The organism is Enterobacter cloacae complex sp. P16RS2 (assembly GCF_014982155.1).
Lineage (GTDB): Bacteria > Pseudomonadota > Gammaproteobacteria > Enterobacterales > Enterobacteriaceae > Enterobacter > Enterobacter cloacae_M.
Map to the genome: position 1 here is coordinate 31,231 of NZ_JADCKW010000005.1, position 16,945 is coordinate 48,175.

The window sequence follows — 16,945 nt, forward strand, 5'->3', positions numbered from 1 at the left end:
TTACGCTCCCCGGGCGTGCTGAATCCGCCCGGCGATATCCCGCATAACATCTCGCGCTGATTGGCTGACGCCGCCAAGCTGAAAGAAGCCATGGATGACGCCCAGCCAGCGCTGAGCAGTACATTTCACACCCTGCTCAGTCAGATGCTGATACAACATTTCTCCCTCATCGCACAGCGGATCGTACTCTGCGGTAATGATGTGCACTGGCGGGAGTCCGTAGAAATCATCGCGCCACAGCGGGCTGGTTTCCGGATGCTGGCGGTCAGTCTCTGCGAGATACATTTCATACCCGCTGAGCAGGGTATCGCGGGTGATAATATAATCCGTGCCATTAAGGGCGTAGCTTTCAAAACTGGCCGTGGCGTCGAGCATGGGGTAGATAAGAATAAGCTGTACAGGCTGCCAGAGCCCTTTAGCCTTAAGCCGCAGCGCCGTTACCAGCGCAAGATGCCCTCCTGCACTGTCCCCACAGAGGGTGAGCCGGTTCTTATCCACGCCTAATTTGTCCGCATACTGCCAGACCAGATCTGCACCTCTTTCCGCATCGTCATGTGCGGCGGGGAAGGTATGCTCCGGCGCCAGCCTGTATTGAATCGCAACCACCCGGCAATTGCCGTAGCAGGCTAACTGACGGAGCTGGTTGTCATGGGTATCAAAGCCGCCGCTGATAAAGCATCCGCCGTGGTAGTAGATGGCAGCAGGCAATAGTTCAGGCGCATTAAGAGGTGAAAATACACGAATGGTAAGGCCCTCAAGCACTAGCGTCTCCACCTGAACGCGCGTTTCTGTCTTCCCGGCAAGCCCCGTGCTGGCAATGTACCCTGCTCGTCGTACCTCAATGGTCTGTCGACGTGACGAAGGCCGGCCCGCAGCGATAAACCCCTGAACCAGCTGCGCAATACCCTGTTCCAGTGCCATGAAAATTCCCTTTAACTGTATGGATATACAGCTTTATAACCTGGTTTAATTCAAAAGAAAACAAGAATATTGTCGAGGACAAAAAACCGGAAAGCGGCCCGCAAAGGTGAGTCATGTTTTTATTATCTGCTTCAGCCACACCTGTAAAGCGCATGCCTTGTCTGGAAATTAATCAGGGATGAAATAGTCAGGGGGGATATGAGTTCTTTGGCGGGCCCTGATATGGGCAGAATACTTATCGGTTTATCTGATGTCGTGATTCTACGGCTGGATAATCTCAAGCACGAAAGACTATTCGGGCATTACTGGAGTCGTTTCACCTCACCAACTGTAGGCCGGGCAAGCTTACGCCGCCCGGCACTGTCAGAGGGAATTACTCCCCTTCACCCGGGAACAGGAACGGGTTGATCGAGCTGCGGGCAAAGCCCTCCTGCTCCATCTTAGCGTCCAGAATCAGCGAGGCGAGATCGTCGGCCACCGCTTCGACTTTCGGGTCCTTTTCCTGATAGAGAATCTTCAGGTAGGTGCCGCAGTCGCCGCAGCTTTCGGCTTTCACCGCCGCGTCTTCATTTTCCAGCGACCAGTAGTTCAGATCGCGGGTCTGCTCGCAGTTGCTGCACTTGATGCGCACCACGTGCCACTCGGTTTCACACAGGTTGCAGTGCAGGTAGCGCAGCCCCTGAGTCGTGCCGATTTGCACCATGCTCGATACCGGCATGGAGCCGCAGACCGGGCAGAACTGGCGCGCCTCGCCGTATTCGGCGCGGGCTTTACCGGGGATCAGGCTTGCCATTTGCGCCCAGTAGAGCGACAGCGCAGCCCAGATAAACGGCGCTTTATCGCTGCTGACCAGAGCGAAGTCGGAGGCAAACAGCGCGCTCGCCATCTCTTCCAGCTCCAGGTCAGAGGCTTTTTCCAGATTCTCAATGACCGCCAGCGCGGTACCGCTCATCTCCGGCTTCAGCTCGGCAATCAGCGAATGCAGCAGCTTTTGCCAGTGCTTGTCGCGCGGCAGGACGTGAATGTCCAGCGGCGGCTTGCCCTGCGCGTTGGCTTCTTTGATGCGCGCGGTCAGATCCATTTGCAGCGGGTGGTCGTACAGCACCACTTCCTGCGCGTGGGCAACCAGCGCGGCAAAGCGCAGAAAATCGCCCAGCGGGTTGTTCTCTGCCAGCTCGCGCAGACGCTCTGCGCGGCGGTTGTAGAGGTTCTTGAGTCTGGGGAATAACAACGGCGGAATATAATCCGCCGTGCGTTTCTCGCTCGACCCCAGCTCATCTTGCGGGATTATGCGAATACTCATTCAGATGACTTTTCCTGTTTCTGGCGGACTTCACGGTACCAGCGTGGGTGATGTTTCTTCGCCCACGTGCTGGTTACCCATCCTTCCACCATCGCGGTAATGGTGCCTTTCACCCAAAGGGCGGCGTAGATATGCACCATGATAACCACAATTAACGCCACTGCGGCAAATGAATGCAGCATCAGCGCAAATCGGATCACCGGGATTGAGAAAGCAGGCGCAAAGTACGGACGCCAGATGATCACGCCGCTCACCAGCAACAGGACCAGGAAGATAATCGCCGCCCAGAATACGCATTTCTGGCCGAAATTATAACGCCCGGTATCACCCACTTCCTCGTTGACGACGATCTTACGAATATTCTTCGCCCAAAAGATATCATCCCGATTGATTAGGTTATGGTGCCAGTAGCGGAAAAACATGATGATAAACGAGGCAAACATCACCACTCCCACGAACGGGTGAAGGATGCGCGCCAGCTGTGGCGTACCCAGTACCTGCATCAGCCAGTTGAAGGACGGGAAGAAGAACCCCAGCCCGCTTATCGCCGCCAGCATGAAGCAGAAGGCGGTGACCCAGTGGTTGATGCGTTCCGGCGCGGTGTAGCGCACGATGGTGTCACGTTTTCTCATTTGCGCACCTCGTCTTTCTCTTCATGCAGGTTGTCGTCTTCCTCTTCCGCGCGGTTCGGACCAACGCCGACGTAGTGGAAGATGCTCGCTGCGAAGGTGGCAGCAAAACCGACCGCTGCCAGCGGTTTCCAGATGCCTTTCCAGAACTTCACGGTGGCGCTGATTTCCGGGTTCTCCGGCAGGCCGTGGTACAGATTCGGCTTGTCGGCGTGGTGCAGCACATACATCACGTGCGTACCGCCAACTCCGGCCGGATCGTACAGGCCTGCGTTGTCGTAACCACGGGTTTTCAGCTCGCCCACGCGCTCTGCTGCCAGCGTTTTCATATCCTCTTTGGAGCCAAAGTGGATAGCGCCGGTTGGGCAGGTCTTCACGCACGCTGGCTCCTGGCCGACGGTGACGCGGTCAACGCACAGCGTGCATTTGTAGACGCGGTTGTCTTCAGGGTTCAGGCGCGGTACGTCGAACGGACAGCCCGCGATGCAGTAGCCGCAGCCGATGCACTGTTCGGACTGGAAGTCGACGATGCCGTTGGCATACTGAATGATAGCCCCTTCTGACGGACATGCCTTAAGGCAGCCAGGATCCGCACAGTGCATACAGCCGTCTTTGCGGATAAGCCATTCCAGTTTGTCGTTCTGCTCAACTTCCGAGAAACGCATCACCGTCCAGGACTTGGCGGTCAGGTCCGCCGGGTTGTCATACACCCCGACGTTGTGACCCACTTCGTCACGCAGGTCGTTCCACTCTGAACACGCCACCTGACAGGCTTTGCAGCCGATACAGGTGGTTACGTCGATAAGCTTCGCCACTTCCTGCTGGTGGTCCCGCGCCTGAGGCGCGGGCGTGAAACCGTTAGTCGCGGAACGACGGATAATGTCTTGAGATTGATAAGCCATAAGTCGTCTCCGTTACACCTTTTCCACGTTCACGAGGAAGGCCTTAAACTCCGGCGTCTGCGTGTTCGCATCGCCGACGAACGGCGTCAGGGTGTTCGCAATGAACCCTTTCTTCGCCACGCCCTCGTAACCCCAGTGAATTGGGATGCCGATGGTATCCACCTGCTGTCCGTGAACGTTCAGAGTGCGGATACGCTTGGTCACCACCGCCTTGGCCTTGATATAGCCGCGATTAGAGGAGACCTTCACGGTATCGCCATGGGCGATGCCGAGCTTGCCCGCCAGCTTCTCGCCGATCTCCACGAACTGTTCCGGCTGCGCGATGGCGTTAAGCAGCGCGTGCTTGGTCCAGTAGTGGAAGTGCTCGGTCAGACGGTAGGTGGTACCCACGTACGGGAACTTGTCCTTTTTACCCAGCGCTTCGAAATCGCCCTTAAAGATACGGGCTGCCGGGTTAGAGACCACGTTCGGGTGCAGCGGGTTGGTACCCAGCGGCGTCTCAAAGGGCTCGTAGTGTTCCGGGAACGGACCTTCCGCCATCTTATCGATAGCAAACAGACGTCCCATCCCTTCAGGCTGCATGATAAATGGCCCAACGTCGCTGCCCGGTGCGGCAGTGCTGTAGTCCGGAATATCCACGCCGCCCCATTTCGCACCGTCCCACTTCAGAAGCTGACGCTTCGGATCCCACGGGTTGCCCTGCGGGTCAGCGGACGCGCGGTTATAGAGGATGCGGCGGTTGAGCGGCCACGCCCATGCCCAGCCCAGCGTATTGCCAAGGCCCGACGGGTCGGCGTTATCGCGGTTGGCCATCTGGTTGCCTTTTGGCGTCCAGCTACCGGCGAAGATCCAGCAGCCGCTTGACGTGGTACCGTCATCGCGCAGGTGCGCGAAGGTGCTGAGCTGATCGCCTTTCTTCGCCAGCACGGTACCGGTGGCCGGGTCGATAACGTCCGCCAGCGCCTTACCGTTGCTCTCCATCGCCACTTCTTCCGGCGCTGGGTTTTCCGGCGTCGAGTAGTTCCAGGTCATGTTCAGCACCGGTTCCGGGTTCGCGCCGCCTTCTTCCGCATACATCTTACGCAGGCGTAAGAAGATACCGGCCAGGATCTCGCCGTCGTTCATGGCGATGCCCGGGGCGTCCGCGCCTTTCCAGTGCCACTGCAGCCAGCGTCCGGAGTTGACGATAGAACCGTTCTCTTCCGCGAAGCAGGTCGACGGCAGACGGAACACTTCGGTCTGAATCTTCGACGGATCGACGTCGTTCGATTCACCGTGGTTCTGCCAGAAAGTTGAAGTCTCGGTATTGAGCGGGTCAATCGTCACCAGGAACTTCAGCTTCGACAGAGACTCAACAACCTTGTTCTTGTTCGGGAACGAGGCAACCGGGTTAAAGCCCTGGCACAGATAGCCGTTCACTTTGCCCTGATGCATCATCTCGAAATACTGCAGAACGTCGTAACCCTTGTCCCACTTCGGCAGCCAGTCAAAGCCCCAGCTGTTTTCAGCCGTCGCTTTGTCGCCGAAGAAGGCTTTCATCATTGAGACGAAGAACTTCGGATAGTTGCCCCAGTAGTTTACCTGGCCTTCGAGCAGCGGTTTAGGCGTGCTGGCCGTCAGGTAGGTTTGCAGATCGGTCTGTTTCTCGCTTGGCAGGTTCATGTAACCCGGCAGGCTTTGAGACAGCAGGCCGAGGTCGGTCAGCCCCTGAATGTTGGAGTGACCGCGCAGGGCGTTCACGCCGCCGCCTGCCATCCCCATGTTGCCGAGCAGGAGCTGAACCATCGCCATGGTACGGATGTTCTGCGCGCCGATGGAGTGCTGCGTCCAGCCGAGGGCGTACAGGAACGACGCGGTTTTGTCCTTCGCGCTGGTCTCGGCGATAAGCTCGCACACCTTCAGGAAGTCCGCCTTTGGCGTACCGCAGATGTTTTCGACAACCTCCGGCGTGTAGCGAGAAACGTGCTCTTTCAGCAGGTTCCACACGCAGCGCGGATGTTGCAGGGTGGTGTCGCGCTTCGCAAAGCCTTTTTCATCCAGCTCGTAGTTCCAGCTGGTTTTGTCGTATTTGCGTTTTTCGGCGTCGTAACCGCTGAACAGGCCATCTTCGAAGTGGTAATCCTCACGCACGATCAGGCTGGCGTTGGTATAGGCTTCGGTGTATTCGCGGTTATATTTTTCGTTGGTCATCAGGTACAGCAATACGCCTGACAGGAAAGTGATGTCAGTACCTGAACGAATAGGGGTGTAGAAATCCGCCACTGACGCAGTTCGCGTAAAGCGGGGATCGATCACAATCAGTTTCGCACCGTTGTGGATTTTGGCTTCCATCGCCCAGCGGAACCCGACAGGGTGCGCTTCAGCGGCGTTACCGCCCATCACCACAATGAGGTTGGCGTTCTTGATGTCGACCCAGTGGTTGGTCATCGCACCGCGACCAAATGTTGGAGCAAGACTTGCTACCGTTGGTCCGTGTCAGACACGCGCCTGGTTGTCGACCGCGAGCATACCGAGTGCGCGCGTAAATTTCTGGGTTAAATAACCGGTTTCGTTGCTGGAAGCAGAGGCACACAGCATCCCGGTGGAGAGCCAGCGGTTGACCGTAACGCCGTCGGCGTTCTTCTCAACAAAGTTGGCATCGCGGTCTTCTTTAATGTGTTTTGCGATGCGGTCGAACGCCTCTTCCCAGCTGATTTGCTGCCATTTGTCGGAGCCTGGCGCGCGATATTCCGGGAACTTGAGGCGGCTTTCGGAGTGGATAAAGTCCACCAGACCGGCCCCTTTCGGGCACAATGCGCCGCGGTTGACCGGATGATCCGGGTCGCCTTCGATATGGAAAATAGACGCTTTGGCGTTTTTAGCACCGTCGCCGAGGCTATACATCAACAGCCCGCAACCGACAGAGCAGTACGTACAGGTATTACGGGTTTCACGGGTGCGCAGCAGTTTATACTGCCGCGTTTCCGCCAGCGCTACGCCGGGCGCAAAGCCCAGTGCCGCTGCCGTGGTGCCTGCCATACCGCCAGCGCAGATCTTAAAGAACTGCCTTCTGCTGACCTGCATGGGTCACTCCTTGTTTCGACATTGCTTACATATGTAGTTTTAACTTCGCGGTTGAGAATTGACCGCAAAGGAGAAAAATTTGCGTTAATCCCTCAATTCCACGAGGGATATCATCAGAATACCACAATGTCGGTACAGCTGTTCTAATGGCGTTAATACAAAGTGAACGTATTATCACCCTGTTGACTATAAAGTGTGATATTAATCACATTATTAACCCCGCATGTTAAAGGGGTGTAGCATGCGTTTTGTTGTACCTCTCACAAGTGAGTAGGTAAACTTGATGCTGAAAAGTTGATCCATACTATGCGTAAGCCCTGTTGTTTGTGATGCAATAGCAGGCTCACCTCCGTGGTTGTTCAGGAATACCGCTGTGTCTAAACAAAACCGTGCTCCCCTCTCGTCACCCCTGCCTGCGGGCATTGTGGAACTGTCGGTACACAGACCGCCCCACATTACCCATGCCACGCCGGATTTTCTGGCGGAAGAGGTGCCCGTTGCGCTCGTTTACAACGGCATCTCCCATGTGGTGATGATGGCTTCGCCGAAAGATCTCGAGCTGTTCGCCATCGGTTTTTCCCTCTCGGAAGGCATCATTGACCATCCGCAGGAGATCTACGGCATGGACGTGGTGCAGGCTTGCAACGGCCTTGAAGTGCAAATCGAACTCTCCAGCCGCCGCTTTATGGGGCTGAAAGAGCGCCGCCGCGCGCTGGCCGGGCGTACCGGCTGCGGCGTTTGTGGCGTTGAGCAGCTCAATGATATTGGCAAACCCGTTGCGCCACTGCCGTTTACTCAGACCTTTAATCTGGCTCACCTCGACCATGCGCTCAAGCACCTGAACGATGTACAGCCCATCGGCCAGCTGAGCGGCTGCACGCACGCGGCGGCATGGGTGTTGCCGTCGGGCGATATTGCCGGGGGCCACGAGGACGTGGGCCGCCACGTGGCGCTGGACAAGCTGCTCGGTCGCCGTGCGCGTGAAAGTGACGTGTGGAAGCAGGGGGCGGCACTCGTTTCCAGCCGCGCCAGCTATGAGATGGTGCAAAAATCCGCGATGTGCGGTGTGGAAATTCTGTTTGCGGTATCGGCGGCGACCACGCTGGCAGTGGAGGTGGCGGAGCGCTGCAACCTGACGCTGGTGGGCTTCTGCAAGCCGGGAAGGGCGACCGTTTATACCCATCCTCAGCGATTAATAGTTGATCAATAATTTTGAATGATAATAGCAAATCCTTCCGCTTTTAGTTGTTCATGATGAGGTCTAGTATTTATCTCATCAAGGCACGGTGCCTTACCTAAACAACTTAATGAAAGGGTTTATATTATGAAAAGCATCAAAACTTTTGTCGCTGTAATCGCTCTGGCTACTTCTTTCGGTTCTTTCGCTGCTCAGACCGTGACCGCAACCGCGTCAACCATTGACGGCGCAGAAGCGAAAATCGCGGCTCAGGCTCAGGAAGCCGGCGCGTCATCTTACAAAATTACCCAGGCGTTCTCAGGTAACCGCGTACACATGACTGCTGAACTGACTAAATAAGCTGTCACACCGTCGAAAGAGCGCCCCCGGGGCGCTTTTTTAGTTTATGCCCGCCACGCGCAGCAGCGCGGTTACCACTGCCGCCGCCACGATCACCACAATTAACGGCACCTTTCGCCAGGCCAGAAATACCGCAAACGCCACGCCCAGCACGCGCGCCATTCCGGCAAAGTGGTCACCTTCATAAAACGTGGTCGCCAGCGCCACGGAAAACAGCAATACCGTTGCCGCATCTGAAAGCAGCGCCTGTGAACGCTCTGACAATGCCAGCCTGCTGCCCAGTTTCGCCCCGCCAAGACGCATCAGATACGTTCCCGCAGACAAAATGGCGATGCCGAGAATAAAAAACGTCATATTTCCCATTATTTTTTCCTCGCAGCGAGACCCAGTAAGGAGAGCAGCACCGGTAATCCCACCGGGGCAAACGGCACGGCGGCCAGTGAAAGCGCGGCGCCGCTGCAGGCGCGGATCAGCGTGGTACGGTTTTTAAACGCGGGAACCACCAGCGCCAGCAATATGGCCGGGAATACCGCATCCAGGCCAATGGTTTCCGGATCCGGCAGCAGCTTTCCGACCATGGCGCCCAGCAGGGCCCCCAGCGGCCAGACAATCGCCACGCCTAAACCACATAGCCAGTACGCCGCTTTGCGCTGTTCGGGCGTTTTTTGCGACAGGCCAAACACCACGCTTTCGTCATTCATGATGTGGCAGCCCAACAGGCTCAGGCCACGTTTGCCGACCAGCTCACGCACCGTCACGCCAAACGGCACGTGCCGCGCGTTCACCAGCAACCCCGCGGCTGCGGCCGCCAGCGGGTTACCGCCGCTTGCCACGATGCCAATAAACATAAACTCTGACGCGCCCGCGAGTACGGTGATGGAGAGTACAAACGGTACCCAGACCGGGAAACCGTAGGCCATCGCCAGGGAGCCGTATGACATCCCGACCACGCCGACCGCGAGGCAGACCAGGATGATTGCTTTTATGGTGTCGCCTTTCAGGCAAGAGAGATGATGCTTCATACAATTTTAGCCATATCGAACGTGTATCCATTATAATGAACGCAACGAAACTGATTTTCAAGACGAACGATTCGTTCGTTTTATAGAACAAGAGGCCGTAATATGACGCAGCCGATCAGCCTGATCGCCAAAAGTCTGGTGCGAGAACGCCTGCGAACCGGGCTTTCACTGGCGGAAATTGCCCGCCGTGCCGGGATCGCAAAATCCACCCTTTCCCAGCTGGAGTCCGGCAACGGTAACCCTAGCCTGGAAACGCTGTGGTCGCTCTGCGTGGCGCTGGATATTCCTTTCGCCCGCCTGCTGGAGCCGCAGTTGCCGACCACGCAGGTGATCCGCCGTGGTGAAGGGACGAAAGTGGTGGCTGGACAGGCTAATTATGAAGCCATTTTACTGGCGGCATGCCCTCCGGGCGCGCGACGCGACGTATACCTCCTGCTTACCCAGCCGGGCGCAGACCGCATTTCCCAGCCGCATCCGCCGGGGTCCGTTGAACATATTATTGTGACGCAGGGGCGCGCGTTAGTCGGCCTGATCGACGCGGCGGAAGAACTCGGCCCGGGAGATTACATCTGTTATCCCGCCGATCTGCCGCATATCTTTAAGGCGCTGGAGCCGGATACGCACGCGCTGCTGGTGGCGGAACAAAACTAACAGAGATAAGGAAAATCATGTCGCTTAAAGCCATTGCTAAAGAACTGGGGCTGTCAGTCACCACCGTCAGCCGCGCCCTCAACGGATATGACGACGTCTCCGCCGAGACGCGCGCACGCGTGGAAGCAGAGGCTCAGCGCCGTGGTTACCGACCAAACACCTTTGCCCGCCGCCTGAAGATGGGCAAAATTGACGCCGTCGGGCTGGTGTTTCCCGTACATCCTGTTCCGCTCAATAACAGCGTATTTATGGACATGGTCGGCGAAATTAGCCATGAACTGGCGCGACATGAGATCGACTTATTGCTCATCGCCGACGACGATCTGGCGGATAAGCACAGCTATATGCGCATGGTGCAAAGCCGACGCGTCGACGCGCTGATCGTGGCGCATACGCTGGATCACGATCCGCGTCTTGTGCAGCTTCAGGCCGCCGGTTTTCCTTTCCTGGCACTTGGGCGCAGCCACCTCCCGCAGCCGTACGCGTGGTTTGACTTCGATAACTATGCCGGTACCTGGCAGGCGACCCGCTGGCTGATCGAGAAGGGCCATCAGCGTATCGCGCTACTTGGCGAAAGCAACAATCAGGCGTTTATCACACAGCGCCGTCAGGGTTATCTCGACGCCCTGCGGGAAGCCGGGCTTTCCAGCGAATGGCTGCGCGCCATGCCGCCTTCGCGCCGCGTCGGGTATGCCACCACGAAAGAGCTACTTGCCCTGCCGCAGCCGCCCACGGCCATCATCACCGACTGCAACACCCACGGCGACGGCGCGGCGATGGCGCTGGCGCAGATGGGGCGTTTATCCGGGGACAACGCCGTCTCGCTGGTGGTTTATGACGGCCTTCCGCAGGACAGCATCGTTGATATTGAGGTGGCGTCGGTGATCCAGTCCACCCGCCAGGGCGTCGGGAAACAGATTGCCGATATGGTGCGCCAGCTGATTAACGGCGACGATATTGAACAGCTTCAGGTGCTCTGGCAGCCTGAATTCTCTCCGGGCCAGACGGCCTAAATACCGCAAAATTTTAAACCCGATCACAGAACCGAAACGTTTTGGTTTGTATCCGAAACGTTTCGGATCAACACTCAGATCATCCCGATGACAGGAGATATCTGATGCAAGATCCCGTTTTACGACTCGAAACCACGACGGTAGACGTGGTGATCAAAACCCATCCGTTCGCCGAAATTCTCTACTGGGGGCCTCACCTTCAGCACTTTTCGCCGCAGGATGTTGCTACGCTCGCGCGTCCTGTTGCCAACGGCAGGCTTGACGTCGACTCCCCGGTCACGCTGATGGCCGAGCTGGGACATGGTCTGTTTGGTTCGCCTGGCATTGAGGGGCATCGCCAGGGGCTGGACGGTTCCCCGGTGTTCAAAACCACGCAGGTGCAGCAGGACGTAAACACCCTGACGATTACCGCCGAAGATGAGCATGCGGGCTTGCGCCTGACCAGCGAGCTGGTGCTGGATGCCAGCGGCGTGCTGGTGGTTCGTCACGGTTTAACGAACCTGAAAGCGATCCCCTGGCAGGTTGACCGTTTCGCCGTCACGCTGCCGGTGGCCGAGCGCGCACAGGAGGTGATGGCCTTCCACGGTCGCTGGATCAGGGAGTTTCAGCCGCACCGCGTTAAGCTTGAACACGACAGCTTCGTGATTGAAAACCGTCGGGGTAAAACCTCCCACGAGCACTTCCCGGCGCTAATTGCCGGTACGCCGTCGTTCAGCGAAATGCAGGGTGACGTCTGGGGCGTGCATCTGGGCTGGAGCGGTAATCACCGCCTGCGCGCGGAAGCGAAAACCGACGGTCGTCGCTATCTCCAGGCCGAAGCGCTCTACCTGCCGGGTGAAATGGCGGTTGAGGAGGGCGATACGCTCTGGACGCCGCGCCTGTATGCCAGCTACTCCACGCAGGGCCTGAACGGCATGAGCCAGCCGTTCCACCGCTACCTGCGCAACAACGTCATCCGCTTCCCGGAAAACAAACCGCGCCCGGTGCACCTCAATACCTGGGAAGGGATCTACTTCAACCACGATCCGGATTACATCAAGCGCATGGCCGACGAGGCTGCCGCGCTGGGCGTGGAGCGCTTCATCATCGATGACGGCTGGTTCAAAGGCCGCAATGACGACCATGCCGCGCTGGGTGACTGGTATCTGGACGAGAAAAAATACCCGAACGGCCTGACGCCGGTGATCGACCACGTCAAACGGCTCGGCATGGAGTTTGGCATTTGGGTTGAGCCGGAGATGATCAACCCGGATTCAGATTTGTACCGCGCGCATCCTGACTGGGTACTGGCGCTGCCGGGCTATCCCCGGGCGACCGGACGACACCAGCTGGTGCTCAATCTCAACATCCCGGAGGCCTTTGCTTACCTGGTGGAGCGCATGAGCTGGCTGCTGGGCGAGCATGCGGTCGACTACGTAAAGTGGGACATGAACCGCGAGCTGGTGCAGCCTGGACACAACGGTAAAGCCGCCGCCGATACCCAGACCCGTCAGTTTTACCGCCTGCTGGACGTGCTGGGTGAGCGCTTCCCGCACATTGAGTTTGAATCCTGCTCCTCCGGCGGCGGTCGCATTGATTATGAGGTACTGACCCGCAGCCACCGCTTCTGGGCGTCTGACAACAACGACGCGCTGGAGCGCAGCACCATCCAGCGCGGCATGAGTTATTTCTTCCCGCCGGAGGTGATGGGCGCGCATATCGGTCATCATCAATGCCACGCTACCTTCCGCCAGCACGGCATCGCCTTCCGCGGGCTGACGGCCCTGTTTGGCCATATGGGGCTGGAGCTGGATCCGCTCACCGTGGACGCACAGGAGCGCGAAGGCTATCGCCATTACGCCGCGCTGCACAAGCAGTGGCGGGATGTCATTCATCGCGGCACCCAGTGGCGAATTGATATGCCGGACGCCACCACGCTGGCGCAGGGTATTGTAAGCGAAGATAAGGCACAGGGGCTGTTTATGGTCAGCCAGCTCGCGATGCCGGACTACAGCCTAATGATGCCGCTGCGCATGGCGGGGCTGGAGGCCAGCGCGCGGTACCGCGTCACGCTGCTCGATCACCCGAATATTCAGATTACGGGCGAGGGAGGGCACACCATGCGCAAGCTACCGGCGTGGATGGAAACGCCGCAAACGGTGAGCGGCGAGTGGCTGATGCAGGCGGGCATTGCGCTGCCGATTCTGGATCCGGAAACCGCCATTCTGATTGGCGTTGAACGCGTGTAAGGGTGACGGGCCGGGCAGCCGGCCCTCCGTTGAGGATAAAAATAATGAACACAACAACCTGTACCCACAAAGACAACCCTAACTTCTGGATCTTTGGGCTGTTCTTCTTTCTCTACTTCTTCATCATGGCCACCTGCTTTCCGTTCCTGCCGATTTGGCTGTCGGACATCATCGGCCTGAATAAAACCCATACCGGGATTGTCTTCTCCTGCATCTCGCTGTCGGCTATCGCCTTCCAGCCAGTGCTGGGCGTGATTTCGGACAAGCTGGGGCTGAAAAAACACCTTCTGTGGATCATCGCGGTGCTGCTGTTTCTGTTCGCGCCGTTCTTCCTGTACGTCTTCGCGCCGCTGCTGAAAGCCAATATCTGGCTGGGTGCGCTGAGCGGCGGGCTGTATATCGGTTTTGTATTTTCGGCCGGATCGGGGGCGATTGAGGCCTATATTGAGCGCGTGAGCCGCAACAGCTTCTTTGAGTACGGCAAGGCGCGGATGTTTGGCTGCCTCGGCTGGGGCTTGTGCGCCTCAACGGGCGGGATCCTGTTCGGCATCGATCCGTCGTATGTTTTCTGGATGGGATCGGGAGCGGCATTGCTGCTGATGCTGTTGCTGGTGGTGGCGAAGCCAAAGCCCAACCAGACGGCGCAGGTCATGGATGCACTGGGCGCGAACCAGCCGCAAATCACTGCGAAAACGGTCTTTAGCCTGTTCCGTCAGCGCAGGATGTGGATGTTTATTCTGTACGTGATTGGCGTAGCCTGCGTCTATGACGTATTTGACCAGCAGTTTGCCACCTTCTTTAAAACCTTCTTCGCCACGCCGCAGGAAGGTACTCGCGCCTTTGGTTTCGCTACCACGGCGGGGGAAATCTGCAACGCGATCATCATGTTTTGTTCGCCGTGGATCATTAACCGCATCGGCGCGAAAAACACGCTGCTGATCGCCGGGGTGATTATGGCGACGCGCATCATTGGCTCGTCATTTGCCACCACCGCTGTAGAAGTGATTGCCCTGAAGATGCTGCACGCGCTGGAGGTGCCGTTCCTGCTGGTGGGGGCATTCAAGTACATCACCGGGGTGTTTGATACCCGACTGTCAGCGACTATCTATCTGATCGGCTTCCAGTTCGCCAAGCAGTCGGCGGCCATTTTCCTCTCCGCTTTTGCCGGGAATATGTATGACCGGATCGGCTTCCAGGAGACGTATCTGATGCTGGGCTGTTTCGTGCTGGCGATTACGGTGGTGTCGGCGTTTACGCTGAGCAGCAGGCAGGAGATCGCTGCCGCCGCGGGGGCAGCAGCGTTAACACATCAGTCCAGGTAAAAGACCTCTTTCAGCTCGGTACTCACCGGGCTGTTATCCGGGTTCGACGGCATGACGTCGCCCATATGTTTCCACCAGCGCTGGCAGACGTCGGTACTGGCTACCGCGCTCCAGCGCTCCTCCGATTCAATCTCTACGGTCGCAAACAGCAGGTTGCGGGCTTTGTCGAGATAAATGGCGTAATGGTGTGCGCCGTGGTCTTTCAACACCTTTTCCAGCTCCGGCCAAATCGGATTGTGGCGGCGCGCGTACTCCTTGTGCGCGTCCGGGTTTACCTGCATCACAAAGGCTTTGCGGATCATAGTGCCTCCAGATAGAGCTCGCGAACTTCCTCACGGCTGGCGGCGCGCGGATTGCATGGCGCACACGGATCGGCGAGCGCTTTATCCAGCCAGCCTTCAATATCGGCTTTGGTCACGCCGAGCTGGCTAAAGCCCGCAGGGATGCCGACGCGAGCGCTCAGGTTGCGAATCGCCTGAATGGCGGACATGCTGGCGGCTTCAACGCTCATGCCGCGAGTATCGATGCCCATCGCCTGCGCCACGCGGGCGAAGTGGGCAACTGCGTTCGGGCGGTTAAAGCTTTCGACGATCGGCAGCAGGATGGCGTTGCATACGCCGTGCGGCAGGTTGTGTGTCGCGCCCGGCTGGTGCGCCAGGGCATGCACAAGTCCGAGACCCGCACTGTTAAACGCCATGCCCGCCAGATACTGGCCAAACGCCATCTGCTCGCGCGCCTCAAGGTTATGACCGTCTTCGACCGCTTCCGGCAGCCAGAGGTTGATCAGGCGAATCGCTTCCAGCGCGTTGGCGTCGGTCAGCGGGTGCGCGCCAACGGACACGTAGGCTTCAATGGCGTGGGTCAGGGCATCCATACCGGTTGCGGCGGTCACGGAGGCCGGAATATCCAGCATCACGCTGGCATCGTCCACGGCGATGTCCGGGATGATGTTCGGGTCAATAATCACCTCTTTCACCTGACGAGCGGAGTCGATGATCACCGCATTGCTGGTCATCTCCGCCGCCGTACCTGCGGTGGTGTTAATTGCCACCAGCGGCACGCCCGCGTTTTTCACCTTGCCGACGCCGGCATAATCGGTGGATGGGCCGGGGTTGGCGGTGAGGATCTTAATGGCTTTGGCGGTATCAATCGGGCTGCCGCCGCCGAAGGCAATCACGTAATCACACTCCGCGTCCCGGTATGCCGCAAATCCTTTTTGCACCAGCGCTTCCGTCGGGTTCGGGAACACCTCGTCGAACAGGTGATACGACATCTGATGGGTGTCCAGCGCGGCAAAAAGGCTGTCGAGCAGGCCCAGCTTTACCAGCTGGCCGTCGGTGACAATCAGCGCTTTTCCCCACTGCTTGTTCGCCACCAGGTTAACCATATCGCCGATTGCGCCCGCGCCGTGCAGACTGATTTTTGGAAGTGCCAACATAAAACTCATGATAATTCTCCTTAACTATCGCCCGTACCGTCCGGTCAGCGAGGGTTTATGCATATATTTCCAGCACTGACCGGAGCGGGGTTACGCCGAAGCGCTTGCCGAGCGCAATAAGCTCTTCGCGGGTAATGGTCTGCTTCATACCGCCCATGGAATAAACCTTTACCAGCACTTCCGCGGATTTCTCGGCGGTGTCGATCAGGCCGAAGGTTTCATCCAGCGTCGGACCGCTGCCGAAGACGCCGTGGAATGGCCACAGCACCAGCGAATGTTTTTGCATATCTTTGGCGGTTGCCTGGCCGATTTCGTCGGTACCCGGCACCATCCACGGCAGAATGCCGACCCCGTCCGGGAAGACCACCAGACACTCGGTGCTGCCTTCCCACAGCTTGCGGGTGATGAAGTCAGAGCTGTTTTCCAGCACGTAGGTCAGGGCGATCAGGTTGGTGGCGTGGCAGTGCATGATCACGCGGTCTTTGCCATTAGTCGCCCTGATGCGCTCGCAGTGGGAGAGGAAGTGCGCCGGCAGTTCAGACGTGGGTACCGCCTCATCGGTCAGGCCCCACAGAATGTGGTAGCCCGCGCCGTCGCTGTCCACTTTCACCACGCCGAGGTTGGCCTGTGGATCAAGCTGAACGTTGCGGAAGAACTTGCCGGAACCGGTGACGATAAACGGCGTGTTGGCCAGCAGCGGCATCGGCTGGCTCAGCGCGATATAGCGCGGCTTCTGGTGGAAATCGGCCGCGAACGGTTCAATATCCGCGTCGTCCAGACGCAGCGTCAGGTTGCCGCCGTTGCGCTCGTCCCAGCCTTTCAGCCAGGCGTCGGAGGTGGCTTTGATCATGCCCTGGACGAACCAGGAAGTGGTGATGGTCTGCATAGTCTTCATTTTCCAGTTATCGCGGTGAGG

At 58.0% G+C, this 16,945-nt stretch carries 16 protein-coding genes; 6 read left to right on the forward strand and 10 right to left on the reverse strand.

Features of this window, described 5'->3' with window-relative positions:
• The 5 genes from INF68_RS01800 to fdnG form a co-directional block, all read right to left on the reverse strand.
• Positions 1 to 921 carry an alpha/beta hydrolase gene (locus INF68_RS01800; RefSeq protein WP_126787017.1) on the reverse strand — a complete coding sequence of 307 codons (921 nt, stop codon included), beginning with the start codon at positions 919 to 921 and terminating at the stop codon, positions 1 to 3.
• A gap of 373 nt (positions 922 to 1,294) precedes the next feature.
• Positions 1,295 to 2,224 (reverse strand): formate dehydrogenase accessory protein FdhE, encoded by a 930-nt coding sequence (fdhE, locus tag INF68_RS01805; protein ID WP_109846449.1) that lies wholly within the window; start codon positions 2,222 to 2,224, stop codon positions 1,295 to 1,297.
• Complete coding sequence (gene fdoI / locus INF68_RS01810) at positions 2,221 to 2,856, reverse strand: formate dehydrogenase cytochrome b556 subunit (protein ID WP_010436852.1); 636 nt, start codon at positions 2,854 to 2,856, stop codon at positions 2,221 to 2,223. The genes fdhE and fdoI overlap by 4 nt, the downstream gene beginning before the upstream one ends.
• Positions 2,853 to 3,755: a formate dehydrogenase subunit beta gene (gene fdxH / locus INF68_RS01815; protein ID WP_008501831.1), complete on the reverse strand. Its 903-nt coding sequence runs from the start codon at positions 3,753 to 3,755 to the stop codon at positions 2,853 to 2,855. The genes fdoI and fdxH overlap by 4 nt, the downstream gene beginning before the upstream one ends.
• A 12-nt stretch (positions 3,756 to 3,767) precedes the next feature.
• Positions 3,768 to 6,818 carry a formate dehydrogenase-N subunit alpha gene (fdnG, locus tag INF68_RS01820; RefSeq protein WP_094935278.1) on the reverse strand — a complete coding sequence of 1,017 codons (3,051 nt, stop codon included), beginning with the start codon at positions 6,816 to 6,818 and terminating at the stop codon, positions 3,768 to 3,770.
• Positions 6,819 to 7,191: 373 nt separating this feature from the next.
• Between fdnG and fdhD the strand changes: the two genes are divergently transcribed.
• On the forward strand, positions 7,192 to 8,028 hold the full coding sequence (gene fdhD, locus INF68_RS01825; RefSeq protein ID WP_126787015.1) for a formate dehydrogenase accessory sulfurtransferase FdhD: 837 nt from the start codon (positions 7,192 to 7,194) through the stop codon (positions 8,026 to 8,028).
• 114 nt (positions 8,029 to 8,142) lie between these two features.
• Entirely contained in the window at positions 8,143 to 8,355 is a 213-nt protein-coding gene (locus tag INF68_RS01830) for a DUF1471 domain-containing protein (protein ID WP_023309747.1), read from the forward strand.
• Positions 8,356 to 8,394: 39 nt separating this feature from the next.
• On the opposite strand, the gene INF68_RS01835 is transcribed toward INF68_RS01830, so the two are convergent.
• On the reverse strand, positions 8,395 to 8,718 hold the full coding sequence (locus tag INF68_RS01835; RefSeq protein ID WP_109846445.1) for an AzlD domain-containing protein: 324 nt from the start codon (positions 8,716 to 8,718) through the stop codon (positions 8,395 to 8,397).
• Positions 8,718 to 9,377, reverse strand: coding sequence for an AzlC family ABC transporter permease (locus INF68_RS01840; RefSeq protein WP_023309745.1), 660 nt, complete (start codon positions 9,375 to 9,377; stop codon positions 8,718 to 8,720). The genes INF68_RS01835 and INF68_RS01840 overlap by 1 nt, the downstream gene beginning before the upstream one ends.
• 102 nt (positions 9,378 to 9,479) lie before the next feature.
• Here INF68_RS01840 and INF68_RS01845 point away from each other — a divergent pair, with 102 nt between their 5' ends.
• The 4 genes from INF68_RS01845 (at position 9,480) to INF68_RS01860 (ending at position 14,591) form a co-directional block, all read left to right on the forward strand.
• Complete coding sequence (locus INF68_RS01845; protein WP_126787014.1) at positions 9,480 to 10,028, forward strand: helix-turn-helix domain-containing protein; 549 nt, start codon at positions 9,480 to 9,482, stop codon at positions 10,026 to 10,028.
• Between the two features lie 17 nt (positions 10,029 to 10,045).
• Complete coding sequence (locus INF68_RS01850; RefSeq protein WP_109846444.1) at positions 10,046 to 11,041, forward strand: LacI family DNA-binding transcriptional regulator; 996 nt, start codon at positions 10,046 to 10,048, stop codon at positions 11,039 to 11,041.
• A 104-nt stretch (positions 11,042 to 11,145) separates the two neighbouring features.
• Positions 11,146 to 13,269, forward strand: coding sequence for an alpha-galactosidase (locus INF68_RS01855; protein ID WP_126787013.1), 2,124 nt, complete (start codon positions 11,146 to 11,148; stop codon positions 13,267 to 13,269).
• A 44-nt stretch (positions 13,270 to 13,313) separates the two neighbouring features.
• Positions 13,314 to 14,591, forward strand: a complete 1,278-nt coding sequence (locus tag INF68_RS01860) for an MFS transporter (RefSeq protein ID WP_126787012.1) — start codon at positions 13,314 to 13,316, stop codon at positions 14,589 to 14,591.
• Here the strand turns inward: INF68_RS01860 and rhaM are convergent.
• Genes rhaM through rhaD form a run of 3 tightly spaced genes read right to left on the reverse strand, consistent with a single transcriptional unit; the run spans position 14,579 to position 16,915 of the window.
• Complete coding sequence (gene rhaM / locus INF68_RS01865) at positions 14,579 to 14,893, reverse strand: L-rhamnose mutarotase (protein ID WP_126787011.1); 315 nt, start codon at positions 14,891 to 14,893, stop codon at positions 14,579 to 14,581. The genes INF68_RS01860 and rhaM overlap by 13 nt on opposite strands.
• Positions 14,890 to 16,038 carry a lactaldehyde reductase gene (gene fucO / locus INF68_RS01870; RefSeq protein WP_126787010.1) on the reverse strand — a complete coding sequence of 383 codons (1,149 nt, stop codon included), beginning with the start codon at positions 16,036 to 16,038 and terminating at the stop codon, positions 14,890 to 14,892. The genes rhaM and fucO overlap by 4 nt, the downstream gene beginning before the upstream one ends.
• A 46-nt stretch (positions 16,039 to 16,084) precedes the next feature.
• Positions 16,085 to 16,915, reverse strand: coding sequence for a rhamnulose-1-phosphate aldolase (rhaD, locus tag INF68_RS01875; RefSeq protein ID WP_126787009.1), 831 nt, complete (start codon positions 16,913 to 16,915; stop codon positions 16,085 to 16,087).
• Between the last annotated feature and the right edge of the window lie 30 nt (positions 16,916 to 16,945).